We start from the raw sequence: 23141 nt of genomic DNA on the forward strand, positions 1-23141 counted from the left end.
GGACTCAACCCGTGATCCGGTCACCTAATACCTTCTTTTCTCCAACCCCCTGAACAGGGGATGTCACTCCAGAGTGGCCAAGCGCATCTGCGCAGTAATTGTCAGTTAACGTTTCGTGTCCCCAACATGTGGGATGACCGTCCCGAAACGGCATCCGGCATCCCCGCTTGACCACAGGGCCCGGCATTGGCAAGGTTTTGCAAGCTTCGCGCACACCGTACGGCACGCCAATCCCGTTCCTCCACTGAGGACGGACAAGCGGCGGTGATCGGGCGCCGGCCCGCGCCGCACCCTGGAGGACTGAGTTGAGCCCCATCCGCTCCGCGAGCATCGCCGTGCTCGCATCGGCCGTGCTGGCCACCACGCTCACCGGCTGCGGGATCGGCGGGGAACCGCAGGACACCAGCCCCATCGTGATCGCCGCCGACCTCGAACTCTCCGGCGCTTCCGCACCGATCGGCAAGGTGTACCAGCGGGCGCTGGAACTGAAGGTGGACCAGATGAACGCCTCCGGCGTGCTGGGCGGCCGGAAGATCGAACTGAGAGTCAAGGACAACCGCTCGGACGCGGCCGAATCCTTGCGTAACATCAATGATTTCAGCGGCGACGCACAGGTGAGCGCCGTCATCATGGGCGGCTGCAACGAATGCGCCGTCGGCGCGGCGCGCACGATCAGCGACAAGCGCATTCCGACCATCGCGCTCGCTTCCGCCGGCGCGGTCACGGAGCCGGTCGACCAGCGCCGGTACGTCTTCAAGCTGGCCCCGAACGCGGTGGACAGCGCGGCGGCCCTCACCACCGAGCTGACCCGGCGCAACATCCGCAAGGTGTCGGTGCTGCACAGCGCCGACGGGTACGGCCAGGAAGGGGTCGCCGCGCTGCGCCGCGAGTTCGGCAAGACGTCGGTGAAGCTGGTCGCCGCCGAGGCGGTGCGGACCACCGACACCGAGGTGAGCGCGCAGATCGACGACCTGGTCGAGAAGAGGCCGCAGGCCCTGATCCTCTGGACGCCGCCGGAGCAGGCGACGCTGGCCGCCACCACCGCCCGGCAGCGCAACTACCGCGGGTCGCTCTTCTTCGACGCCTCGGCCGCCGGCGAGCTGTTCCTCGGCCCGTCGGCCCGCTCCACCGAGCTGGCCACGCTGATCTTCACCCAGACGATGGTGATCGACGACGTCATCGCCACCACCCCGGCCAAGGCCGCCCGACGGCAGTGGTTCCAGGACTACACCGCCCGGTTCGGCGGCTACAACGGGTTCTCCTCGTTCGCCGCCGACGCGGTCCAGCTCATCGCGGACGCCGAGCAGCGCGCCGGCGGCGGGCGGGGGAAGGTGGACCGGGACGCGCTGCGCGACGTGCTGGAGACCTCGCAGCTCGACGGCCTGTCCGGCCCGATCCGGATGACGCCGGACAACCACTCCGGGTTGATGCCGCAGGCGCTGACGACGCTGGTGGCGCGTGGGGGTCGGTGGCGGCTCGCCGGGTAGTGGTCACCGTGGGGTGTGGCCCCACCGCAACCGGCTCCGGGCGGTCAGGCTTGATCCCTGCGCCGGTTGCGGTGGGGCCACACCTGTCGTGGTCGGCGGCAGACCGTGGGTTGAGCTTGCGTGTCCCCCGTCGACGTGACGTTCTCGGTCGACGGTCAGCGGGCGGAGGTGGTGGCGCGCACCCACGGGAGGGCGAACCGCTCGATCGCGCTCAGGGCCGCGTAGAGCACGATGCTCATCAGCGCCACCAGCATGATGGCCGCCCACGCGGTCGCCGTGTCGCCCACGCCGTTGTACTGGAGGATCTGGTAACCGAGGCCGGGACGGTCCGAGTAGAACTCCCCGATCACGGCGCCGATCGCGGCCAGCGGCATGGCCACCTTGAGGCCGACGAAGATCTGCGGCAGCGCGGCCGGCAGGCGCACCTTGCGGAACGACTGCCACCAGGAGGCGTTCAGCGACCGGCCCAGCTCCGCCAGGTCGGCCGGGGTGGTGGTCAACCCGGTGGCGGTGGAGAGCACGATCGGGAAGAAGCAGAGCAGGAACACCATGGTCAGGATGGGTTTCTGACCGAAGCCCACGGCCACCACGAGCAACGGGCCGAAGGCGATCTTCGGGACCGCGTTCACCGCCACCAGCAGCGGCGCGAACATCCGCTCCACCCGGCGGGACGCGGCCAGCGCCATCCCGATCAGCACGCCGACGACCGACGAGAGCAGGAAACCCGAGAGCGTCATCCAGGTGGTGATCCCCAGGGCGGGCAGCAGCACGTCGGTGGTGGCGGCGAGCGAACGGGCCACCGCCTGCGGCGGCGGCAGCGCGACCGGGTGCACCAGGTGCAGCACGGACGTGACCAGCCACCAGGCGGCCACCGCGATGACCAGCCCGAGCACCGGCAGGCCGACCGCCGCCGGGGGTACGCCCCGACCGCGCCGGGCGCGCGCCGGCTCCACCGGCGCTCCCGGCCGGGCCTCGGTCAACTGCGTCAACATGTCCTCCTTGTCCGGCCGGTCGGCACGACCGGCACGCGAAGGGGGTGCGCCCACCGGGTGTCCCGGCGGGTCGCACCCCCGTTGGTCCGAGCGACCGGTCAGGCCTTCGGCGCGAGGTCGAAGTTGATGATCTGGTCGGGGGTGAGGTTCTGCTTCAGCGCGCCCGCGCCCTGGAGCAGCGCGATGCTCTTGGCCACCCGGCCGCTGTCCAGCGTGCCGATCGCGGTGCCGGAGTTGCTCGACCGGACGTACGCGGCCATCAGCCGAAGCTCGGCGGCGGACGCGGCCGGGTTGGCGGCCGGCACGTTCTTCTTCAGGATCTCGCCCGCCTCGTCCGGGTGCTCCAGCGCGTACTCCAGGCCCTTGAGCAGCGCGGCGGTGAACTTCTTCACCATCTCCGGCTTCTCCTTGGCGATCTTGGTGGAGGTGATCAGCGCGTTGCCGTAGAGGTCCTGCATCACGTTGCTGTACGGCAGCACGACCGGCTTCTTCTTGGCCACCGCCTCGACGGTGGGCTGGCCGACGACGAACTGGCCGATGCCGTCCACCGAGCCGGAGCCGAGCATGCCGATCAGGCCCTGCGCCTCACCGTTGACCCAGGTCACCTTGCTGTTGTCGATACCGGCCAGCCGCGCGTACGTGGGGAAGAGGTTGCGCACGACGGAGGTCGGGGTGTCGGCGAGCTTCTTGCCCTCCAGGTCCTTCGGCGTGGCGATGTTCTTGCCCTCGACCGTGACGATGGCGGCCATGGTGCGCTGCTGGATCGCGGCCACCGCCACGAAGTCCTTCGCCTGGCCGTTGCCGAGCTGGAGGATGCCACCGGTCAGGTCGATCGGGCCGAAGTCGGCCTGACCGCCGGTGATGGTCTGGATGACCGAGCCGGTGCCCTGGCCCGGCTTGATGTCGACGTCGAAGCCGGCCTCCTTGAAGAAGCCCTTGTCCTTCGCCACCCAGGCGTAGGAGTCACGGCCGAAGTTGCCGAACGAGGTGAGGTAGGTCACCTTCTCCAGCGCCCCGCCGGTACCGCCGCTGCTCTCGGACTTGTCCGAGTCGCTGCTGCAACCGCCGACGAGGGCGAGGGCGGTCGCCAGCGCCGCCGCGGCGATTGTGCGGGTCAACCTTCTCATCAGTGCACCATGTCCTTTCCGACCTGGGCATCTTCGCCGGTCGGGTCGTGGGTCCGACGGGGTCGGCAGGGGGGATGGGCCGACTGGACCGTCGCGAGGGGACTCTTCGCGCGCAACAGCGTACGAGAAGCCAGATGACGCGCAGCAACCGTCCGGGTTGCGGAACGGAAACGAACGTGCATAAGGGGGGTGAGCCGACGTCCACCCCCGACAGAACGACCGGACGAGCCCCGCTACGCTAGCCCGATTCGCATTCGGACGTCGTGGGAAGGGAGCCGGCAGATGATCCGACTGTCCGGGGTGTCCCGCACCTTCGACGGCCGCTCAGGGCGGGTGGAGGCGCTGCGCGGCATCGACCTCGACGTCGCCGAGGGTGAGTTCGTCGCCGTCCTCGGCCGGTCCGGCTGCGGAAAGTCCACTCTGCTGCGGATGATCGCCGGCCTGCTGCCGGCCACCGCCGGGGAGATCACCGTCGCCGGCACGCCGATCACGAAGCCGCGCCAGGACGTCGCCATGCTGTTCCAACGGCCGGCGCTGCTGCCCTGGCGCACGGTGCTCGACAACGTGCTGCTGCCGGTGGAGATCTTCGGCTGGAGCCGGGCGAAGCACCGCGACCGGGCCCGGGCGCTGCTGGAGATGGCCGGGCTGGGCGGCTTCGAGAAGCGCCTCCCGCACGAGCTGTCCGGCGGCATGCAGCAGCGGGTCTCACTCTGCCGGTCGCTGATCGGCTCACCCCGCGTGATGCTGATGGACGAGCCGTTCTCCGCGCTCGACGCGCTCACCCGGGAGGAACTCTCCGGCGAGCTGCAACGGGTCCACATGGACACGAAGGCGACGATCGTCTTCGTCACCCACTCGATCGACGAGGCGGTGCTGCTGGCCGACCGCGTGGTCGTGCTCAGCCCGCGTCCCGGCCGGATCCGCGAGGTGGTCGAGGTGGCCGTGCCCCGGCCCCGCACCCTGGGTCGGCACGCGCACCTGGCCGACGTCGCCCGGATCAGCGCCGAGCTGCACGAACTGCTGATGGAACGGGACGCACCCGGCGTACCCACGCCGGCCGGTCCGGTGGGACCGCCGGCCGCGCCGGTCGAGACGCCGCCGCGGGCCGCGGCGGCGGGAGGACGGTGAGCATGCGGGTCACGGTCTTCACCGAACCCCACCGCGGCGCGGACTACGACGACCAGCTCCGGTTCGCCCGGCTGGTCGAGGAGACCGGCTTCGAGGGCTTCTTCCGGGCCGACCACTACCGGTCGATGGGGAACGAGCCGGCGCCGCCCGGCCCCACCGACGCCTGGCTGACGCTCGCCGCGCTGGCCCGGGAGACGTCCCGGATCCGGCTCGGCACGCTCGTCACCTCCGCCACCTTCCGGCTCCCCGGGCCGCTGGCCGTGATGGTCGCCCAGGTCGACCGGATGAGCGGCGGCCGGGTCGAGCTGGGCATCGGCGCCGGCTGGTACGAGCGCGAACACACCGCGTACGGCATTCCGTTCCCGCCGGTCAACGAGCGGTTCGATCGGCTGGCCGAGCAGTTGGAGATCGTCACCGGGCTGTGGCGCACCCCGTCCGACGAGACGTACAGCTTCACCGGCGAGCACTACCGGCTGGTCGACGCGCCCGCGCTGCCCAAGCCGGTGCAGCAGCCCGGCCCGCCGGTGATCGTCGGCGGCAAGGGCCCCAAGCGCACCCCCGAGCTGGCCGCCCGGTACGCCGACGAGTTCAACATGCCGTTCAAGAGCGTCGCCGAGACGGCCGCCGCCTACGAGCGGGTCCGGGAGGCGTGCGACCGCACCGGGCGCGACGCGTCCGGGCGTGCGCCGCTGACGCTCTCCGCCGGAATCGTGGTGGCGATCGGGCGCACCGACGCCGAGGCGCAGCGACGGGCCGCGCCACTGCACGTCGCCAGCGCGCTCCCGCCGGAGGACCCGGTGGTCGGCTCCCCCGCCCAGCTCGTCGACCGGCTCGGCGAGTTCGCCGCGGTCGGGACCACCCGGGTGCACCTGCGGCTGATCGACTTCGACGACCTCGACCACGTGGAGCTGATCGCCGCCGAGGTGCTCCCCCAACTGGACGGAGCACGATGACCCACGCGCACGCCGACCTCGAACTCGGCCCGGTGGGCCAGGAGATCGTCTACGAGAACGACCGGGTCCGGGTCTGGCACATCCGGCTGGAGCCGGGCGAGCGCCAGCCGCTGCACCGCCACGACCACCCGTACCTGGTGGTGGCGATCGAGGGTGCGAAGAACGTGGTGCAGACGATCGACGGCACCACGATCGACGCCGACGAGCCCACCGGCGGGGTGGTCTACCGCGACCCCGGGGCGGTGCACATGCTGACCAACGTCGGCGACACCACCTACCTCGCCCGGCTGGTCGAGCTGAAGTAGCCACGCCGGCGGCGGTTCGCCGCGCCGCGCGGTGGCAAGGTGGCGAACCACCCCACCGGGCCGTAACGTGCCCGACATGGCCTTTCGGACGTGGGGCAGGCTGCTGCTCACAGCGCTCGGGGTGAGTGTGCTGGCCGCTGCCGGCCAGCTCGGCGTCGCGTACGGCTTCGGCGTCGTCCGCCTCGACGGCGCGTTCGTCGACGTCTCGGTCAACCGCTGGCCCGCCCAGCTCGTCTGGGTCGCCTGGTTCGCCGCCGTCGCCACCGTCGCCGGGGCCGTCCTCACCGAGCGCCTCGCCCGCCGCGACGACCTCCCCGGTGGCACCACCGAGCTGCTCTCGATCGCCGGCGTCAGCGCGCTCGGCGCGATCGTGGTCGCCCCGCTCTGCATGCAACCGGCCCGCGCCGCCGAGCTGGGCGGTTCCGTCGACCCGGTCTGGGCGGCCGGCATCTGCGCCGTCCTCGGTGCGGTGGTGGGCGCCGGCGCGGCGATCGCCGTGCTGCTCAAGCCGCCGTTCGGCTGGGGCGTCGCGATCACCACCGGAATCGTCTGGCTGCTGGCGCTGCTCTCCGTCGCACCCACGATCGTCGCCAACCGGCCGCTGGCCACCGTACGCCTCGGGGTGCTCGAACCGTCCTGGCTGGGCGCCCCGGCGGCGCAACGCCTGGCCATGCTGCTACTGCCCACGCTGGCCCTGCTCGCGGGCGGCGCGATCGGTGTGCTGGCCCGCCGGGCCGGGTATCCGCCACTGGTCGGCGGCGCGGCCGGCGCGGCCGGGCCGGTGCTGGTGGCGTTCGCCTACCTGACCGCCGGTCCCGGCACGGCGGCCGACCGCTACCAGCTCGCGCCCTACTACGGCGCGCTGATCGCGGTCGCGGCCGGGGCGCTCGGCGCGACCGCCACCTCGGTGCTGCCCCGGCCGGGCAACGCCGACGCCGACGCCGTCGACCCGACCGACATCCTCGCGCCGCTGCCGGCCAGCGCGCCCGTTCCGACGACGCCGGCCGTCAGCGCGCCGGTGCCGGCCACGGCCGGCGCGCCGGCTCCCGCGCACTGGGACTGGCCGGAGGCCGGCGGATCGGTCACGCCGCCGTCGTCGGCGCCCCGACACGCCGGTCCGGCGCCGTCCCTCGACGACGAGCGACCGGCCCGGTCGGTCACGCCGGCCGGTGGCCGGCGCGACGAGGATCCGGCCCGTACGTCCCCGATGCCCGGCTTGCTGCCACCGGGCCGGCGCACCTCGGCCATCGACGTCCTCGCCGCCGGCCGCCCCGAGCCGCAGCCGTCGACCGGGCCGCTTCCGGCCGGCCCCGACACGCCCGGAACGGGGACCACCGGAACGGGGACCACCGAAACAGGCACCACCGAAACAGGCACCGCCGGAACGGGGACCACCGGAACAGGCATCGCCGGAACGGGGACCACCGGAACAGGCATCGCCGGAACGGGCACCAGCGAGTCGGACACCGATGGGGCCAGGGCCGACGAGCTGCGGACCGACGCGCGGGCGGCCGACCAGCCGGGGACCGACGAACGGGGGGCCATGCGGCCGGTTTCCGCACCGGAGGCGACCGGCACCGACCCGACGGCCGGCACGCCGTCCGTCGCGGTCGCGCCGACGACCACCGTCCCGGCGCGCACGAGGGCCACGATCCCGACCACCGATGCGCCCACTGGCTCGGCGAAGCAGAAGTCCGACGGCACCGCGGAGCAGACGGGCGACGCCGCGGCGGAGCAGAGGTCCGACGGCACCGCGCGGCAGAAGTCCGACGGCACGGTGGAGCAGAAGTCCGACGGCACGGTGGAGCAGAAGTCCGACGGCACGGTGGAGCAGAAGTCCGACGGCACCGCGACGCAGAAGTCCGACGACACCGCGGAAAAGAAGTCCGACGGCACGGCGGAGCAGACGGCCGACGTCACGGCGGGGCGGGCGGAGAACGCGCCACGCGCCACCCGGGCACGCCGGAGCCGCGCCGCCACCCGGCCCACACCGCTCACGGACGATGCGACAGGCGACCCGGCCGAAGCCCCCCGGACCGGGCGCTCGGGCCGCACCCGACCGACGCGTCCCACCGGTGAGGACACCGGCCCGTCCGCAGCCACGCCACCCGCAGCCACGCCGGTCACGGCGGTCGGTGCCCCCGACGCCACCGACGTGGCCGACCCTGTCCAGGCCGCCGGCGCGGTGAGAGCCACCCGGCCCGCCAGGGCTGCCGATGCGATCGGAGCCACCGACAGAGCCGGAGCCACCGACGCGGCCACCACGGCAGCCGGCCCGGTCCCGGACGGCACCGACGCGCGTGGCACCGACATGCCGGGCGGAACGCGAACCGGGGAGCCGAAGGCCCCGCCGCAACCGGCCCGGCGGCCACGCAGCTTCTTCTTCGACCCCGAGCCGGCCGAGCAACCCCCGCCCGCGTCTCCCCGGCCACGGTTCCCGATCTTCGAGGACGCCACCGAACGAGCGGGGGACGTGCGCCCCGCCTGGCCGATCACCCCGCCGGCCGGCCGTCCGGCCCGTCCGCCCGCCACCACGCCGCCGGCCACCGGCCGGGACGGCGACGACGCGACCGACCGGGCCGAACCGGCGCCCCGTCTCCACCATCAGGGCCTGCCCGAGCCGGGTCGGAGCACCGGGTGGGACGCGCTCGCCACCAACGCCCGCCCGGCCGGCCGGACCGCTGCGGAGGAGGCCGTGCCGGCGCGAGCCGACGGCGCGAGAACCGGCACGACCGTGCCGGAGCAGGCCACCGACTCGGGTTCCGGCTCGGGCTCGGGCTCGGGTTCCGGCGCCGGGAACGACGACCGGGAGGCGTCCCGGGGACGGCACGCCGGGGCGGACGACGCCGAGGCGGCCGGCGGGAAGTCGAAGATTCGGCGCGGACTGTTCCGGCGTAACCGGGACAAGGGCGGCCCGGAGCCGGCCGACGAGACCGCCGAGCCGGGCACCACGACCGACGACGAGTACGTCGACTGGGTCGCCGGGCTCGCCTCGGACGACAACGCCGACGACGCCCGCTCCCTGCGTACCGGCCGGCACCACCGCGACTGAGCCGACCCGGGGGCCGGGCCGGACCGCGCCCGGCCCCCGGTCACGCTCCAGCCAGCGGCAGGTAGACCTGCGAGCCGGCGGCGACGAACTCCTCGGACTTGCCGCGCATGCCCCGCGCCGCGTAGTCCTTCAGCTCCTGGGTGATCTTCATGGAGCAGAACTTCGGTCCGCACATCGAGCAGAAGTGCGCGGTCTTGGCCGGCTCGGCCGGCAGCGTCGCGTCGTGGTACGCCCGGGCCGTCTCCGGGTCGAGCGCCAGGTTGAACTGGTCCTCCCAGCGGAACTCGAACCGCGCCTTGGAGAGCGCGTCGTCCCACGCCTGCGCACCGGCGTGCCCCTTGGCCAGGTCGGCCGCGTGCGCCGCGATCTTGTACGCGATCACGCCGGCCTTCACGTCGTCCCGGTCCGGCAGCCCGAGGTGCTCCTTCGGCGTCACGTAGCAGAGCATCGCGGTGCCGAACATGCCGATCATGGCGGCGCCGATCGCGGACGTGATGTGGTCGTACGCGGGCGCGATGTCGGTGGTCAGCGGGCCCAGCGTGTAGAACGGCGCCTCGTGGCACCACTCCTGCTGGAGGTCCACGTTCTCCTTGATCTTGTGCATGGGCACGTGCCCCGGGCCCTCGATCATCACCTGGACGTCGTGCTCCCAGGCCACCGTGGTCAGCTCGCCGAGCGTACGCAACTCGGCGAACTGCGCCTCGTCGTTGGCGTCCGCGATGGACCCGGGACGCAGCCCGTCGCCGAGCGAGAACGTCACGTCGTACTTCGCCAGCAACGCGCACAGCTCGCGGAAGTTGGTGTAGAGGAAGTTCTCCTCGTGGTGCGCCAGGCACCAGGCCGCCATGATCGAACCGCCCCGGGAGACGATGCCGGTGACCCGGTCCACGGCCAGCGGCACGTACGGCAGCAGCACGCCGGCGTGCACGGTCATGTAGTCGACGCCCTGCTCCGCCTGCTCGATCACGGTCTCCCGGAACACCTTCCAGCTCAGCTTCACCGGGTCCCCGCCGACCTTCTCCAACGCCTGGTAGATCGGCACCGTGCCGATCGGCACCGGCGCGTTGCGCACGATCGCCTCGCGGGTCTGGTGGATCCGCCTGCCGGTGGAGAGGTCCATCACGGTGTCCGCGCCCCACCGGGTCGCCCAGGTGAGCTTCTCGACCTCCTCGGCCACCGACGAGGTGACCGCCGAGGTGCCGATGTTGGCGTTCACCTTCACCAGGAACGCCCTGCCGATGATCGCCGGCTCGCACTCCGGGTGGTTGACGTTGAGCGGCAGCACGGCCCGCCCGGCGGCGATCTCGTCCCGGACGAACTCCGGCGTGACGCCCTCCCGGATCGCCACGAACTCCATCTCCGGCGTGACGGTCCCGGCCCGGGCGTACGCGAGCTGGGTCGGCCGGGTTCCCGCCAGCGGGCTGCCGGCGCCCCGCACCGGCGCGACGTCGCCCCGCTCGGCGATCCACGGCCCGCGCAGCGCGGGCAGCCCCACCTCCGGGTCCGATCCCGGGCCCGAGGTGTCGTAGAGCCGCACCGGCGGGTTGTCCCCGGTCAGCGTCACCTCCGCGAACGGCACCCGGATGTCCGGCCGCGACCCTTCCACGTACACCTTGCGACGTGCCTGCATGACAGCCTCCCTGTCGCTCAAGCGGACCAGCCGAAGTGGTCCAGCGGGCCGCGTCCCGCGCCCAGCTCCCAGCCCCGCGCGCCGGTCAGCGCGCGGGTCACGTACTCCTTGGCGGCGGCCACCGCGACCGGCGCCGCGTCGCCGGCCGCCAGCCGGACCGCGACGGCGGCGGCGAACGAACAGCCGGTGCCGTGGTTGTGCCGGGTGTCCACCCGGGGCGCGCGCAGCAGCCGCGTCGTGCCGCCGCCGGCCAGCACGTCCACCGACTCGCCGGCCGCGTCGACGTCGCCGCCGGTCACCACCACGAACGTCGGCCCGCGCGCGGCCAGTGCCTCGGCCGCGGCGACCATCTCCTCGACCGTGCCGACCGGGCGTCCGGTGAGGGCCGCGGCCTCCGCGCAGTTCGGCGTCGCCACCTCGGCGTACGGCAGCAGCCGCTCGACCGCCTCCGTCACGCCGAGCCGGTGCCCGCTGGTGGCGACCAGCACCGGGTCGACGACGAGCCGGGGCAGTCGCCCGTCCCGGGCCGCCCCGGCCACCGCCTCGGCGACCGCCGGCGTGCCGAGCATGCCGGTCTTCACGGCCCGGACGTCGAAGTCGCCGAGCACGCTGTCGAGCTGGTCGCGGACGGTCTGCGGGGGCAGCGGCAGGACGGCGTCCACGCCGCGCGTGTTCTGCGCGGTGACGGCCGTGAGCACGCTCGTGCCGTACGCGCCGAGCGCGGCGAACGTCTTCAGGTCCGCCTGGATGCCGGCGCCGCCGCCGGAGTCGGAACCGGCGATGGTGAGGACTACCTGCGGCGTCACTGCGTTCCTTCTCTGGTTGCGGTGGGGGTCTCCGCCGTCGGGTGGGGGGTGCGCGACATCGGGGTGGCCGCCTCCTCGAAGGCGCTGCCCAGCGTGGCGGCGGTCGCTGCCGGGTCGGGTGCGCGCATGAGCGCGCCGAGCACGGCGACCCCTGTGGCACCCGCCGCGACGCAGGCCCGCACCTGGTCCGGGGTCTCGATGCCGCCGAGGGCGAGCGCCGGCACCGGGCCGACCCCGACCAGCGCGCGCAGCCCTTCCGGGCCCAACGGTGGGCCGTAGCCGGGTTTGGTGCGGGTGGGGAGGACCGGGGACAGCGTCGCGTAGTCCTCGGTGGTCAGTCGCGCCAGTTCGGCGGCGTCGTGGCAGGAACGGCCGACCAGCCCGAGGCGCGGCGGCGGGTACGGGCCGGCGGCCGGCAGGTGCACGGCGTCGCCGTCGAGCGGGTCCGGTCCGGCCACGACCAGCGTGCCGCCGACGTCGGCCAGGACCGCGCGCAGCTCGACGGCGAGCGCCAGGCGCTCGGCGCGCGGCAGGTCCTTCTCCCGCAGCACCACCCACCGCACTCCCCCGTCGACGGCCGCCGCCACCACCTCGACGAGCGGCCTCCGCGCGACCCGCCGATCGGTCAGCAGCACCACACCGGCCGGGCGATCGCGGATGCCGGTACGCGTCCACCCGCCGGGAACGGTGGCGACGCGGGCGCCGGTCACAGGTCGGGCCGGCCGTCGTCGGGGGTGGACGGGAGCGCGTGACAGCGGCGGGGGATGCGGCCGGCCCCGTACGCCAGGCGACCGGCCCCGACCGCGTGGCGCATGGCGGTGGCCATGGCCACCGGGTCGGCGGCGCGGGTGACGGCGCTGGCCAGCAGCACCCCGTCGCAACCCAGTTCCATGGCGAGCGCGGCGTCGGAGGCGGTGCCGATACCGGCGTCGAGGATCACCGGCACGTCGACGGCCTGCCGGATCAGCCGGATGTGATGCGGGTTGCCGATGCCCAGACCGGAGCCGATCGGCGACCCGGCCGGCATCACCGCGGCGCAGCCGACGTCGGCCAGCCGCCGGGCCAGCACCGGATCGTCCGAGGTGTACGGCAGCACGGTGAACCCGTCGGCGACCAGCTCCTCGGCGGCGCGCAGCAGCTCCACCCCGTCGGGCAGCAGCGTGCGCTCGTCGCCGATCACCTCCAGCTTCACCCAGTCGGTGTCGAACGCCTCCCGGACCAGGTGCGCCGTCTTCACCGCCTCCACCGCGGTCCGGCAGCCGGCCGTGTTCGGCAGCAGCCGTACCCCGCACCGCTCCAGCAGGTCGAGCAGCCCGCCCGCGCCACCCGGCGTGGTGTCGACCCGGCGCAGCGCCAGCGTCACCACCTCCGTGCCGGACGCCCGGACCGCCGCCTCCAACACGTCCAGGCTGGCCGCGCCGCCGGTGCCGAGCACCAGCCGGGAGCCGAGCGGCACGCCGCCGATCTCCAGGGACATCCCGGTCACCCGCCCTGCGCGGCGCTGAGCACCTCGACGCGGTCGCCGTCGCGCAGCACGCTCGCCGGCCAACCGCCGCGCGGCACCACCTCGCCGTTGACCGCGACCGCGAGGCCGCGCTGCTGACCGGTCACCGCGCGGACCACCTCGGCGAGCGTGACGCCGTCGGGCAGCGTCCGCCCCGTGCCGTTGACGATCAGTTCCACAGGCGCTCCTTCGAAAACCGTGCCGGGCTGAAGGGGGCGAGCGCCGGATCCGGCTCGCCGTTGACGATCAGTTCGGTGACCAGGTCGGCGGTGACCGGGGTGAGCACGATGCCGTGCCGGTGGTGCCCGGTGGCGGCGAGCACGCCGGGCCGGCCGGGCAGCGCCCCGATCACCGGCGCGTTGTCCGGCGTGCCCGGGCGCCGCCCGGCGACGGCCTCCACCAGCGCGTACTCGGTCAGCTCGGGGACCAGCTCGGCGGCGGCGCGGAGCAGCCGCAGCACACCGCCGGCGGTCACCTCGACGTCCGCGCGTTCCTCCACGGTGGCGCCGACCACCACCTCGCCGCCGGCCCGGGGCACCAGGTAGACCGGCTCGCCGTCGGCGTACCCCCGGATCACGTGCCGGAAGCCCGGCGGACCGCCGGCGGGCGCGCGGAGCCGCAGCACCTGGCCCTTCACCGGCCGGATCGGCAGCCCGGTCAGCGCCGCCGCGCCGCAGCCGGCCGCGACCACGGTGACCCGCGCGTCCACCTCGGACAACGCGCCGACCCGCGTCGGCCGGAACGTCACGCCGGCCCGCTCCGCCGCGACCCGCAGCGCGGCGACCAGGCGGCGCGGGTCGACCTGGTGGTCGCCGGGCGCGACCGCGCCGCCGCGCACCCGGGTGGCCAGCGCCGGCTCGCGGTCGCGCAGCGCCGACGGGCGCAGCGGCGTGATCGGCAACCCCAGACCCTGCTGGTACGACCACAGCCGCCCCGCCTCGGCCAGGTCGTCGGCGGTGAGCCCGACCACCAGCGTGCCCTCGGTGCGGTGGCCCAGGTCGACGCCGCTCGCCTCGGCCAGCTCGGCGGCGAACGCCGGCCACCGGGCCGCGGACCCGACGAGCAGCCCGGTCAGCTCCCGCTCACCGAAGTACGCCTCGGCGACCGGGGCGAGCATGCCGGCGGCGACCCGCGCCGCGCCCGACCCGGGGCGGTCGTCGTACACGCTCACCCGCAGCCCGCGCTGCGCGCACCGCCACGCGATCGCCAGCCCCACCGGCCCCGCCCCCACCACCCCCACCTCGGAAAGGACGGGCCCCCTGTTAACGCATTCGGTAGAGGAGGGGCCCCCGCTTAACACGTCAGCGCACCGAGCAGCTCGGCGGTGGCGTGCGCGGGGTCGGCCGCCTCGGACAGCGCGCCGACCACCGCCACCCCGTACGCCCCGGCCGCCCGCAACGCCGGCACCGCCGCGGCGGTCACCCCGCCGATGGCGATCACCGGCACGGTCACCGCGTCGGTGACCGCGCGTACCCCGTCCGGGCCGATCGGCGCGGGCAGCCCCGGCTTCGTGGCGGTGGCATGGCAGGGGCCCACGCCCAGGTAGCTCGCTCCGGCGGCGACCGCGGACCGGGCCGTGCCCGGCTCCCGGGCGGTCGCGCCGAGCACCGCGTCGACGCCGAGCACCCGGCGGGCGGCGGCCACCGGCAGGTCGTCCGCCCCGACGTGGCCACCGGCCGCGCCCACCGCGAGCGCCACGTGCAACCGGTCGTTGACCAGGCAACACGTGCCGTACGGCCGGCACGCCTCGACCACCCGGCGGGCCAGCTCGTACGCCTCCCGGTCGGTGGCGTCGTCCGTCACGCGGACCTGCACGACGAGTTCGGCGCGGCCCACCGGCAGGGCGGCACGCAGCACGCCGAGCGGATCCCGCCCCGGTCGGGTGTCGGTGATGAGATGCAGTCGTCCCAGGGACGGCACGGCAACGCTCCTCCCTGCGCCGGCATTACCCGGATCAGGTTCAACGGTCGGGGGCTGTCAGCCCCCCTCTCAGCCCGGTCCACACCGGGCTCCCGTGGGTCACTTGCGGCCTACCGTACGACGCCTCCCCGCCGTACGGAAGACCGGGTGAGTTTTTTCCCAGGACCGCACCACCCGGCGGACCGGGACGGCGGGTGACCGTCGAGTCACGGCACGCTGCCGGGATGTCGACTCACGCCCGCGTCCCGCGCGACCTGTCCGCGTGGCCGTTCCGAGCCAGCCGAGCGGTTGCCGACGGACGTTTCACCCGGCCGATGCTGCGCGGGCCGACGTGGGTCCGCCTGCTGCCCGACGTGTACGTGCACCGCGACGCATACCGCGCCGACGACCACCGGATGTGGTGCGACGCGGTCGGGTTGCGGCTGCCGCCGGACGCCGCGCTGGCCGGCCGCAGCGCCGCCTACCTGTTCGGCGCGGACCTGCTCGCCCGGAACGCCCCGGTGACCGCGCTGCTGCCGACGGCCGTTCGGCTGCGCCCGCATCCGCGGTTACGCGTGATCCGGTCGCCGTTACCGGAGCGGGACCGCATCCGGTTCGCCGGACTGCCGGTCACCACACCGCTGCGTACCGCATTCGACCTGGGCCGCGCCGGTCCCCGGGCGGAGGCGCTGGTCGCCGTGGACGCGCTGCTGCATCGGCGGGTGGTGGAACTGACCGCGTTGCGAGCCTATGCCGCGGAACACCCGGGCTGGCCGGGTGCACCGCTGCTACGCGAGGTGTTGGCGCTGGCCGAGCCGTTGAGCGAGTCCCCGATGGAGACGCGTCTGCGGCTGCTCCTCCTCGACGCCGGCCTCGGCCCGCTGACCGCCCAGCATGAGGTGCGCGCCGGCGGGCACTTCCTGGCCCGGGTGGACCTGGCCTGGCCGGCGCTGCGCCTCGCGGTCGAGTACGACGGCGACCACCACCGGCAACGGGCCCAGTTCCGGCAGGACGTGGCACGCCTCAACGCGCTCCGCGCAGCCGGCTGGATCGTGCTGAGGTTCACCGCCGACGACGTGCTGCGCCGCCCAACCGCCACCGTCGCCCTAGTCCGCCAGGCCCTCGCGGAACGCCGCCCGTGAGTGGAACGCCATGAACGTCAAATCCCCCCGGAGACAGCCATAGCGTTCCACTCACCGAGTTGCCCACCCAACGGGCGACGCGGGAGCCGTCAGAGGAGGGCGTCCAGGGCGTTTAGGTCCTCGTCGGTGGGCTGCCAGGTGCCCGCGTCGGCGTTGGCGCGTACCTGGTCCGGAGTGGTCGCGCCGGCGATCACCGAGGTCACCGCCGGCCGGGCGGCCAGCCCGCCGATGGCCACCTGGAGCATGCTGATCCCCCGCTCGGCGGCGTACGCCTCGATCGCCTCGATGGTGTCCCAGCGCGCCGCCGCCAGCCGCTCGGCGTACCGGCCGCCGCCGGCCAGCCGGCTGCCCGTCGGGGGCGCCTCACCCCGCTTGTACTTGCCGGTGAGCAGCCCGTTGGCGAGCGGGAAGAACGGCAGCATGCCGAGGCCGAACCGCTCGCAGGCCGGGATCACCTCGTCCTCCACCCCCCGCTCCAGCAGCGAGTAGTGGTTCTGCGCGGAGATGAACCGGGTGCGTCCCGCCGACGACGCGGTCCAGTCGGCGTCGGCGATCTGCCAGCCGGCGAAGTTGGAGTTGCCGAGGTAACGCACCTTGCCGGCGGTCACCAGGTCGTCCAGCGCGGCGAGCGTCTCGTCGATCGGCGTGCCCGGGTCGGGCTCGTGCATCTGGTAGAGGTCGATGTGGTCGGTGCCGAGCCGGCGCAGCGACGCCTCGACCGCGCGGGCGATGTAGCGGCGGGCGCCCCGGGCGCCGTGGTCCGGCCCGTTCGCGCCGTGCATGTCCATGCCGAACTTGGTGGCGACCACCACGTCGTCGCGGCGCCCCTTGAGCGCCTGACCGAGCAGCTCCTCGGAGCCGCCCTGCGGTTCGCCGTAGATGTCGGCGGTGTCGAAGAAGGTGATCCCGGCGTCGAGCGCGGCGTCGACCACCGCCCGGGTGCCGTCGCTGTCGAGTTTGCGGCCGAAGTTGTTGCAGCCGATGCCGACCACGGACACCACGAGTCCGGAGTCGCCCAGCCGACGGTAGGTCATCTCACTCACGAGTCCCACCCTATGCCCGCCGCCGCCCGAGCACCGGGACGAGCCCGACCGGCTGCCACCGGGCCGAGCCCGCCGGCCCGGGCGTCTCAGCCCAGCGCGTCGGCGACGAGCGCCCGGGCGGCACCGACCGTCGCCGCCAGCTCGACCGGGGTACGCCCGAGCGCGCCGAGCAGCGCCTGCGCCCGGGCGGTGAAGTCCGGTGGCGTGCCCGGCAGCCGCCCGGCCGAGGCGAGCATGCCCTTCTCGTTGACCAGCCATCGCCCGGCCCGGCCGTGCAGCGCCTGCGCGAGCACGCCGACCACCCGGAACAGGCACCCGGCCACGTACCCGGCATCGCCGCCGGCCGCGCCCTTGGCCGCGCCGTCGAGCAGCAGGCCGGCCTCCCAGCCGCCGGCCACGAGTGCCGCGCCGAGCGCGGGCGGGTAGTGGACGGTCTCGGCCCGCAGCGCGGTCAGCTCGCCGGTCGGGTCGCCCAGCACCCGGCCGAGCGCGACCTCCCCGGCGTACGCGGGCGAGTAGAACCCGAGCGGGTGCCCGGCCTGCACCTCGACCGTGTAGCGGCCGGCGCGGCAGTCCGCCCAGACCCGGTGCACCCGGTCCAGGTCCCGGTAGATCCAGTCCACCGCCACCCCGCCGACGCGCAGCCAGCCGCCGCCGTCGACCCAGGGGCCCCAGCCGCCGGGTGCGGTGAGGTCCACCGGGCTGTCGGCGACCGAGTCGGCGACCGCGCGCAGCCCGGCCACGTCCGGCGTACCCCGGTAGTAGAGGCCGACGTCCCAGTCGGAGTCGGGCCGGTGTTCGCCGCGGGCCCGGCTGCCGCCGAGCGCCACCGCGACCACGCCGTCGACCGCGCAGAGCCGGTCGACCAGCTCCTGGTCGATCATCCGACGTCCCAGACCGGCTCCGGCGTCTCCACCACGTCCCCGTCGCCGCGGAACAGCACGAACCGGTCGAAGGTCCGGGTGAACCACCTGTCGTGCGTCACCGCGACCACCGTGCCGTCGAACGCGGTCAGCCCGGCCTCCAGCGCCTCGGCGGAGGCCAGGTCGAGGTTGTCGGTCGGCTCGTCGAGCAGCAGCAGCGTGGCCCCGGACAGCTCCAGCAGCAGCACCAGGAAGCGGGCCTGCTGGCCGCCGGAGAGCGTGCCGAAGCGCTGGTCGCCCTGGCCGGCCAGCTCGTAGCGGGACAGCGCCGCCATGGCCGCGTGCCGGTCCATGCCGGCCCGGTGCTCGTCACCCCGCCACAGCACCTCGACAAGCGTCTTCGCCATCAGCTCCGGGCGGTCGTGGGTCTGCGAGAAGTGCCCCGGCCGGACCCGGGCACCGAGCCGCACCACACCGCCGTGCGCGACCGGCGCGAGCGCGGCGGCGCCGTCGACAGGCGTGTTGCCCGGCTCGGGGTCGGTGCCACCGCGGGCCAGCAGGCGCAGGAAGTGGGACTTGCCGGTCCCGTTCGCGCCGAGCACCGCGACCCGGTCGCCGTACCAGAGTTCCAGGTCGAACGGGTAGGTCAGGCCGTCCAGCTCAAGTTGCTCGGCGATCACCGCGCGCTTGCCGGTCCGCCCGCCGGTCAGCCGCATCCGGATGTCCTGGTCCTTCGGGGGTACGGGCGGCGGCCCGGCCTCCTCGAACTTGCGCAGCCGGGTCTGCGCGGCCTGGTAGCGGGAGGCGAGCCCGTCGTTGTACGCGGCCTTCTGCTTGTACATCAGCATCAGTTCGCGCAGCTTCTGGTGTTCCTCGTCCCAGCGCCGACGCAGCTCGTCGAGGCGGGCGTGCCGGGCCACCCGCGCGTCGTGCCAGCTCGCGAAGCCGCCCGGGTGCACCCAGGCGCTGCCGCCCTCCACGGCGACCACCCGGTCGGCGGTCTGCGCCAGCAGCTCCCGGTCGTGCGAGACGTAGAGCACGGACTTGGCGGACTCCCGCAGCCGCGCCTCCAGCCACCGCTTGCCGGGCACGTCGAGGAAGTTGTCCGGCTCGTCGAGCAGCAGCACCTCGTCCGGGCCGCGCAGCAGCAGCTCCAGCGCGAAGCGTTTCTGCTGGCCACCGGAGAGCGTCCGGACCGGTCGGTCCCGGGCGGCGTCCCACGGCAGGTCCAGCACGATGGTGGTGACGGTGTCGAAGAGCACCTCGGCGTCGTACCCGCCGGCTTCGCCCCAGGCGGCCAGCGCGTCGGCGTACGCGAGCTGGGCCTTGCCGGCGGCGGAGCTGAACTTGCCCCGGACCTCGGCCGTCCGCATGGCCGCCTCGGTCTCGACCAGCCGGCGCCCGGCGTCGCGCAGCGCCGGCGGCGCGAGTGACAGGGCCAGGTCGGCGAGCGTCGACTCGTCACCGATCATGCCGATGAACTGCCGCATCACGCCCAGCCCGCCGGCGCGGGCGATCGCGCCGGTGGGCACCGGCAGGTCACCGGCGACCATCCGGAGCAACGTCGTCTTGCCGGCGCCGTTGGGGCCGACGAGCGCCACCTTGGCGCCCTCACCGACCCGGAACGACACGTCGCGGAACAGCTCCCGCCCGTCCGGGAGGATGTGCCCGACCCCTGCCACGTCCACGTATCCCACGCGGGCATCCTGCCCGAGCCGGCGGCCCGGCCGACACCGGATTACCGGGTGACGCGGAGCACCCGGTAGCCCTTCTGGCTGGCGTGCCGCTGCACCTGCCAGCCCTGCTCGACAAGCCAGCGGTGCAGCGAGTCGCCGCCGAGGTGCCGGGCGACGACCAGCCAGGCCACGCCGTCCGGGGTGAGCCGGGGCAGCCAGCGCAGCAGCAGGTCGTGCAGTTCGGCCTTGCCGACGTGGATCGGTGGGTTCGACCAGATCTGCGCGAACGTGACGTCCGGCGGCAGGTCGTCCGGGGCGACGGCGTGGACCCGGTCGGCCGCGTCGAGGCGGGCGGCGTTGGCGGTGGTGAGCGCGCGGGCCCGTTCGTTGACGTCCACCGCCCAGACCGTGGCGGCCGGCGCGAGCGTGGCCAGGACGCAGGTGATCGGGCCGAATCCGCAGCCGATGTCGAGCAGCGGGCCGGCGGCGTCGGCGGCCGGCAGGTCGGCCTTGCGCAGCAGCACGGCGGTGCCGGGGTCGAGCCGGTCGGCGGAGAAGACGCCGCCGGCCGAGGTGAGCGTGTAGTCGCGCCCGGCGACGGAGAACTCGACCTCGCGCGGGCGGGCCGGGGTCGTGGGCTCAGCGGTGAAGTAGTGGTCGCCGGTCACGCGGGCATTCTCGCACCGGCAGGTGGCGGCCCGGGCGACGGTACGGCAGGCAGGGAGCGACGCCACCCCGCCGGAATTTCCCGATATTCCCCCTGAAAGGGATAATCGGCCCTACTCTATCCCACATGGTGTACCGGTACGAGTCCGATGAGGACGCCTTCCTCGAATATCCGGAGCCCGGGCCGGCCCCGGTCGGGCCCGTGGTCGCGACGCCGCCACCGGCCGGCCCGTCGCCGTCCCGCTTCCCCACGCCGTCGCTGCCACCGGCCCGGGCCACCCGCCCGGCCCCCGACGACGCCCGGGCGCCCGCCCCCGCGCCACCCGCGCCGGCGCCCACACCGCCCCGGGAGCCCGCCCCGGTGCCCCAGCCCGCGCCACCGGTGCCACAGCCGGTGCCCGCCGCGACCGCGGGCCCGACCGTGCCGGTCCCGGCCGGCCCGGCGTTCCGCGCCACGAGCCTGCCCGACCAGGCACGGAACCGGCGGGCGGGCCGCCGCGACGGCGGCCGGTTCTGGCAGGCGCTGGTCGGCGGCGCCGCCGTGCTGCTCCTGCTCTCCCTCACCGGCCTGGCCGTCGCGGCGCTGCTCGACGAGCGGGCCGACACGCCGCCGACGAGTGAGCAGACCCCCCGGCCGACGGTGTCCGAGTCGAGCGTGCCCGGCCGGTCCGACCTGGACTCGCGGGACACCGACCAGGCGACGCTCACCGCCAAGGAGCTGTTCCCGGGCAAGCAACTCGTGGTCACCGACGGCAAGCCGGCGTACCGGGTGCTCAAGACGCAGGCCAGCACCGACTGCGCCGTCTCGGCCACCGGCGAGATCGCCGACCTGCTGGTCCGGCTCGGGTGCAACCAGGTCGTCCGGGGCACGCTCCGCTCCCCCGACGGCGACCACCTGCTCACCGCCGGGCTGTTCAACCTGACCGACCTGGCCAGCGCCCAGCGGGTACGGGACCGGATCCGGCCGTTGCTGGACGACCGCCAGGGACGGTTCCGGGGCCTGCCGGCGGGGGCGGGCACCGAGGCGGTGGAGAAGGCCGCCGCCCGGGTCGGCTGGCAGGTACGCGGCCACTATCTCGCCTTCTGCCTGGTCACCCGCGCGGACGGGGAACGGATCCCGACCGACGACGCGGTCGCCCGCGAGATCATGTTCGACCTGATCGAGCTGCACCTGAACCGGAACGTGCTGGACCACCGGGCCGCGGGCGGCACGGCCGGCCAGCCCACCGACGGTCCGACCGAGGACAGCGCCGGCCAGCGCGGCACCGGCGACTGAAGCGGCGCTCCCCCGGCCCGCCATCCAACTCCGGTGGCGGGCCGTTCGCCGTCTCCGGGCCGCTTGGCCGCGCCTGCGTCGTCCTCCGCCCGGCTCAGCCCTCGGCGACCGGGACCCGCAGCCGGCGGGTGAGGTCGGCGCGGCGGGCGTACTGCGCCGGGTCGGCCGGGTAGCCGACCTCGACCAGCGCGAGGCCGTGCGCGGGCGCCACGGTGACCTCGCTGGACCGTTCCCGGCGGGTCAGCAGCCCGGCCGGCCACTCGACCGGCCGCCGGCCGTCACCGGCGACCAGCATGGCGCCGACCAGACTGCGCACCATGTTCTGGCAGAACGCGTCGGCCCGCACGGTGGCGACCAGGATCCCGTCCGGGTCGCGCCGCCAGTCCAGCCGGGTCACCTCGCGCAGCGTGGTGGCGTTCTCCTTGCGCCGGCAGTACGCGGCGAAGTCGTGCTCGCCCACCAGACCGGCCGCGGCCTCGTTCAACGCGGCCAGGTCCAGCGGCTTCGACCAGGCCAGCGTGTCCCGCCGACGCAGCGGCTCGGCGCCCCACGGCGCGTCGGTGACCCGGTACTCGTAGCGCCGGAAAGTGGCCGAGAACCGGGCGTCGAAGTCGGCCGGCACCTCGGTCATCGCGCGTACCCGGGCGTCCGGCGGGAGCAGCCGGGCCAGCCGGCGCAGCAGCCGCCCCTCGTGCGCCCGCCACACCTCGGTCGGCAGGTCCAGGTGGCAGACCTGTCCGGTGGCGTGCACCCCGGCGTCGGTCCGCCCGGCCACGGTGAGCCCGGTGACCGTGCCGGCGCCGAGCACCAGGTCCAGCGTCGCCATGAGCACGCCGGCCACCGTGCGCCGGGTGGGCTGCGGGGCCCATCCGGAGAAGTCGGTGCCGTCGTACGAGACGTCCAGCCGCAGCCGGGTCCGCTCGTCCACCTCGTACCTCCCGTTGACGGCGACGGGCCCGGCACCCCCGTGGGGATGCCGGGCCCGGTCGAGCCTGAACTCAGGCCTTGTCGTTCTCGGTGGCCTCGTCGCTGTCCTCGCGGGCGGCGGCGGTGTCACCGGAGGCGGAGACCGGAGCCTCGGCGTCCTGGTCGCCGGTGCTGGCCTTGGGGGTCTCCTCGGCCGGGGCCAGGGCCTCGACCTTGTCCTGCTGGGCGGCCTTGCGGGCGGCGGTCTTCTTGTTCGCCTTCGGCTCGGCGACCTGAAGCTCCTCGACCAGCTCGATGATCGCCATCGGAGCGGCGTCACCCTTGCGCGGACCGGTCTTCACGATCCGGGTGTAGCCACCGTTGCGGTTGGCGTACCGGGGCGCGATCTGGTCGAACAGGGAGTAGACCACGTCCTTGTCCTTGACGACGCCCGCCACCCGCCGACGCGAGGCGAGGTCGCCGCGCTTGGCCTTGGTGATGAGCTGCTCGGCCAGCGGACGGAGCCGCCGGGCCTTCGTCTCGGTGGTCTGGATCTTGCCGTGCTGGAACAGCGCGGTGGCCAGGTTGGCCAGCATCAGCCGCTCGTGCGCGGGGCTGCCGCCGAGGCGGGGGCCCTTGGTGGGCGTGGGCATGCTTGGTGCTCCTCAGGTGTGGCGGCAGCGCGG

Annotated in this window: 22 protein-coding genes and 1 riboswitch; of the genes, 7 read left to right on the plus strand and 15 right to left on the minus strand. The window is 74.4% G+C overall.

Going from position 1 to position 23141, the window contains the following annotated elements:
- The first annotated feature begins 305 nt into the window (after positions 1 to 305).
- Complete coding sequence (locus tag AB0B02_RS07800; RefSeq protein ID WP_281938058.1) at positions 306 to 1487, plus strand: ABC transporter substrate-binding protein; 1182 nt, start codon at positions 306 to 308, stop codon at positions 1485 to 1487.
- A gap of 155 nt (positions 1488 to 1642) precedes the next feature.
- Here AB0B02_RS07800 and AB0B02_RS07805 read toward each other — a convergent pair whose 3' ends face one another.
- Together AB0B02_RS07805 and AB0B02_RS07810 are read right to left on the minus strand one after the other, a co-directional pair.
- Positions 1643 to 2479, minus strand: coding sequence for an ABC transporter permease (locus AB0B02_RS07805; protein ID WP_281938059.1), 837 nt, complete (start codon positions 2477 to 2479; stop codon positions 1643 to 1645).
- Between the two features lie 98 nt (positions 2480 to 2577).
- A complete protein-coding gene (locus AB0B02_RS07810) occupies positions 2578 to 3606 on the minus strand; it encodes an ABC transporter substrate-binding protein (RefSeq protein ID WP_281938060.1) in 1029 nt (342 codons plus the stop codon).
- Between the two features lie 282 nt (positions 3607 to 3888).
- Here AB0B02_RS07810 and AB0B02_RS07815 point away from each other — a divergent pair, with 282 nt between their 5' ends.
- The 4 genes from AB0B02_RS07815 (at position 3889) to AB0B02_RS07830 (ending at position 9044) form a co-directional block, all read left to right on the plus strand.
- A complete protein-coding gene (locus AB0B02_RS07815) occupies positions 3889 to 4734 on the plus strand; it encodes an ABC transporter ATP-binding protein (RefSeq protein ID WP_281938061.1) in 846 nt (281 codons plus the stop codon).
- Positions 4735 to 4736: 2 nt separating this feature from the next.
- Positions 4737 to 5687 (plus strand): LLM class F420-dependent oxidoreductase, encoded by a 951-nt coding sequence (locus AB0B02_RS07820; RefSeq protein WP_281938062.1) that lies wholly within the window; start codon positions 4737 to 4739, stop codon positions 5685 to 5687.
- On the plus strand, positions 5684 to 5992 hold the full coding sequence (locus tag AB0B02_RS07825) for a cupin (protein WP_281938063.1): 309 nt from the start codon (positions 5684 to 5686) through the stop codon (positions 5990 to 5992). Before AB0B02_RS07820 ends, AB0B02_RS07825 begins: the two co-directional genes overlap by 4 nt.
- Positions 5993 to 6068: 76 nt before the next feature.
- Positions 6069 to 9044 carry a hypothetical protein gene (locus AB0B02_RS07830; protein WP_357297981.1) on the plus strand — a complete coding sequence of 992 codons (2976 nt, stop codon included), beginning with the start codon at positions 6069 to 6071 and terminating at the stop codon, positions 9042 to 9044.
- A 40-nt stretch (positions 9045 to 9084) separates the two neighbouring features.
- Here the strand turns inward: AB0B02_RS07830 and thiC are convergent, their stop codons facing one another.
- From thiC to thiE, 7 genes are all read right to left on the minus strand, one after another.
- Complete coding sequence (gene thiC, locus AB0B02_RS07835) at positions 9085 to 10674, minus strand: phosphomethylpyrimidine synthase ThiC (RefSeq protein ID WP_357297984.1); 1590 nt, start codon at positions 10672 to 10674, stop codon at positions 9085 to 9087.
- 17 nt (positions 10675 to 10691) lie between these two features.
- Positions 10692 to 11480, minus strand: coding sequence for a bifunctional hydroxymethylpyrimidine kinase/phosphomethylpyrimidine kinase (thiD, locus tag AB0B02_RS07840; protein WP_357297987.1), 789 nt, complete (start codon positions 11478 to 11480; stop codon positions 10692 to 10694).
- Positions 11477 to 12139 carry a thiamine phosphate synthase gene (locus AB0B02_RS07845; RefSeq protein ID WP_357298368.1) on the minus strand — a complete coding sequence of 221 codons (663 nt, stop codon included), beginning with the start codon at positions 12137 to 12139 and terminating at the stop codon, positions 11477 to 11479. Before AB0B02_RS07845 ends, thiD begins: the two co-directional genes overlap by 4 nt.
- A gap of 47 nt (positions 12140 to 12186) precedes the next feature.
- Positions 12187 to 12966, minus strand: coding sequence for a thiazole synthase (locus AB0B02_RS07850; RefSeq protein ID WP_357297990.1), 780 nt, complete (start codon positions 12964 to 12966; stop codon positions 12187 to 12189).
- The gene (gene thiS / locus AB0B02_RS07855) at positions 12963 to 13163 is read right to left on the minus strand and encodes a sulfur carrier protein ThiS (RefSeq protein WP_357297993.1); all 201 of its coding nucleotides are present in this window, start codon (positions 13161 to 13163) and stop codon (positions 12963 to 12965) included. The genes AB0B02_RS07850 and thiS overlap by 4 nt, the downstream gene beginning before the upstream one ends.
- On the minus strand, positions 13154 to 14284 hold the full coding sequence (gene thiO, locus AB0B02_RS07860; RefSeq protein ID WP_357297996.1) for a glycine oxidase ThiO: 1131 nt from the start codon (positions 14282 to 14284) through the stop codon (positions 13154 to 13156). Before thiO ends, thiS begins: the two co-directional genes overlap by 10 nt.
- Complete coding sequence (gene thiE, locus AB0B02_RS07865) at positions 14278 to 14904, minus strand: thiamine phosphate synthase (protein WP_281938072.1); 627 nt, start codon at positions 14902 to 14904, stop codon at positions 14278 to 14280. The genes thiO and thiE overlap by 7 nt, the downstream gene beginning before the upstream one ends.
- A riboswitch (TPP riboswitch) is annotated at positions 14899 to 15010 on the minus strand. It overlaps the preceding gene by 6 nt.
- A 118-nt stretch (positions 15011 to 15128) precedes the next feature.
- Here thiE and AB0B02_RS07870 point away from each other — a divergent pair.
- Positions 15129 to 16025, plus strand: a complete 897-nt coding sequence (locus tag AB0B02_RS07870; RefSeq protein ID WP_357298002.1) for a DUF559 domain-containing protein — start codon at positions 15129 to 15131, stop codon at positions 16023 to 16025.
- An 89-nt stretch (positions 16026 to 16114) separates the two neighbouring features.
- Here AB0B02_RS07870 and AB0B02_RS07875 read toward each other — a convergent pair whose 3' ends face one another.
- From AB0B02_RS07875 to AB0B02_RS07890, 4 genes are all read right to left on the minus strand, one after another.
- Complete coding sequence (locus tag AB0B02_RS07875; protein WP_357298005.1) at positions 16115 to 17077, minus strand: aldo/keto reductase; 963 nt, start codon at positions 17075 to 17077, stop codon at positions 16115 to 16117.
- A gap of 77 nt (positions 17078 to 17154) precedes the next feature.
- Positions 17155 to 17952: a nucleotidyltransferase domain-containing protein gene (locus AB0B02_RS07880; RefSeq protein ID WP_281938078.1), complete on the minus strand. Its 798-nt coding sequence runs from the start codon at positions 17950 to 17952 to the stop codon at positions 17155 to 17157.
- Positions 17949 to 19628, minus strand: coding sequence for an ATP-binding cassette domain-containing protein (locus AB0B02_RS07885; protein WP_281938080.1), 1680 nt, complete (start codon positions 19626 to 19628; stop codon positions 17949 to 17951). The genes AB0B02_RS07880 and AB0B02_RS07885 overlap by 4 nt, the downstream gene beginning before the upstream one ends.
- Before the next feature lie 41 nt (positions 19629 to 19669).
- Entirely contained in the window at positions 19670 to 20275 is a 606-nt protein-coding gene (locus AB0B02_RS07890) for a methyltransferase (RefSeq protein WP_281938082.1), read from the minus strand.
- A gap of 125 nt (positions 20276 to 20400) precedes the next feature.
- Between AB0B02_RS07890 and AB0B02_RS07895 the strand changes: the two genes are divergently transcribed.
- The gene (locus AB0B02_RS07895; RefSeq protein ID WP_281938084.1) at positions 20401 to 21549 is read left to right on the plus strand and encodes a hypothetical protein; all 1149 of its coding nucleotides are present in this window, start codon (positions 20401 to 20403) and stop codon (positions 21547 to 21549) included.
- 94 nt (positions 21550 to 21643) lie between these two features.
- On the opposite strand, the gene truA is transcribed toward AB0B02_RS07895, so the two are convergent.
- Both truA and rplQ read right to left on the minus strand, forming a co-directional pair.
- Positions 21644 to 22477 carry a tRNA pseudouridine(38-40) synthase TruA gene (gene truA, locus AB0B02_RS07900; RefSeq protein WP_281938086.1) on the minus strand — a complete coding sequence of 278 codons (834 nt, stop codon included), beginning with the start codon at positions 22475 to 22477 and terminating at the stop codon, positions 21644 to 21646.
- A gap of 70 nt (positions 22478 to 22547) precedes the next feature.
- Positions 22548 to 23108, minus strand: a complete 561-nt coding sequence (rplQ, locus tag AB0B02_RS07905; RefSeq protein WP_281938087.1) for a 50S ribosomal protein L17 — start codon at positions 23106 to 23108, stop codon at positions 22548 to 22550.
- Positions 23109 to 23141 lie beyond the last annotated feature (33 nt).

It is taken from the genome of Micromonospora sp. NPDC049240 (genome assembly GCF_040647835.1).
Classification (GTDB): domain Bacteria; phylum Actinomycetota; class Actinomycetes; order Mycobacteriales; family Micromonosporaceae; genus Micromonospora.

Bases quoted from the DNA above. Each gene is read 5' to 3' on its own strand.
- AB0B02_RS07805 (WP_281938059.1), bottom strand. From the start codon at position 2,479: ATGTTGACGCAGTTGACCGAGGCCCGGCCGGGAGCGCCGGTGGAGCCG.
- AB0B02_RS07810 (WP_281938060.1), bottom strand. From the start codon at position 3,606: ATGAGAAGGTTGACCCGCACAATCGCCGCGGCGGCGCTGGCGACCGCC.
- AB0B02_RS07815 (WP_281938061.1), top strand. From the start codon at position 3,889: ATGATCCGACTGTCCGGGGTGTCCCGCACCTTCGACGGCCGCTCAGGG.
- AB0B02_RS07820 (WP_281938062.1), top strand. From the start codon at position 4,737: ATGCGGGTCACGGTCTTCACCGAACCCCACCGCGGCGCGGACTACGAC.
- AB0B02_RS07825 (WP_281938063.1), top strand. From the start codon at position 5,684: ATGACCCACGCGCACGCCGACCTCGAACTCGGCCCGGTGGGCCAGGAG.
- AB0B02_RS07830 (WP_357297981.1), top strand. From the start codon at position 6,069: ATGGCCTTTCGGACGTGGGGCAGGCTGCTGCTCACAGCGCTCGGGGTG.
- thiC (WP_357297984.1), bottom strand. From the start codon at position 10,674: ATGCAGGCACGTCGCAAGGTGTACGTGGAAGGGTCGCGGCCGGACATC.
- AB0B02_RS07870 (WP_357298002.1), top strand. From the start codon at position 15,129: ATGTCGACTCACGCCCGCGTCCCGCGCGACCTGTCCGCGTGGCCGTTC.
- AB0B02_RS07880 (WP_281938078.1), bottom strand. From the start codon at position 17,952: ATGATCGACCAGGAGCTGGTCGACCGGCTCTGCGCGGTCGACGGCGTG.
- AB0B02_RS07895 (WP_281938084.1), top strand. From the start codon at position 20,401: ATGGTGTACCGGTACGAGTCCGATGAGGACGCCTTCCTCGAATATCCG.
- rplQ (WP_281938087.1), bottom strand. From the start codon at position 23,108: ATGCCCACGCCCACCAAGGGCCCCCGCCTCGGCGGCAGCCCCGCGCAC.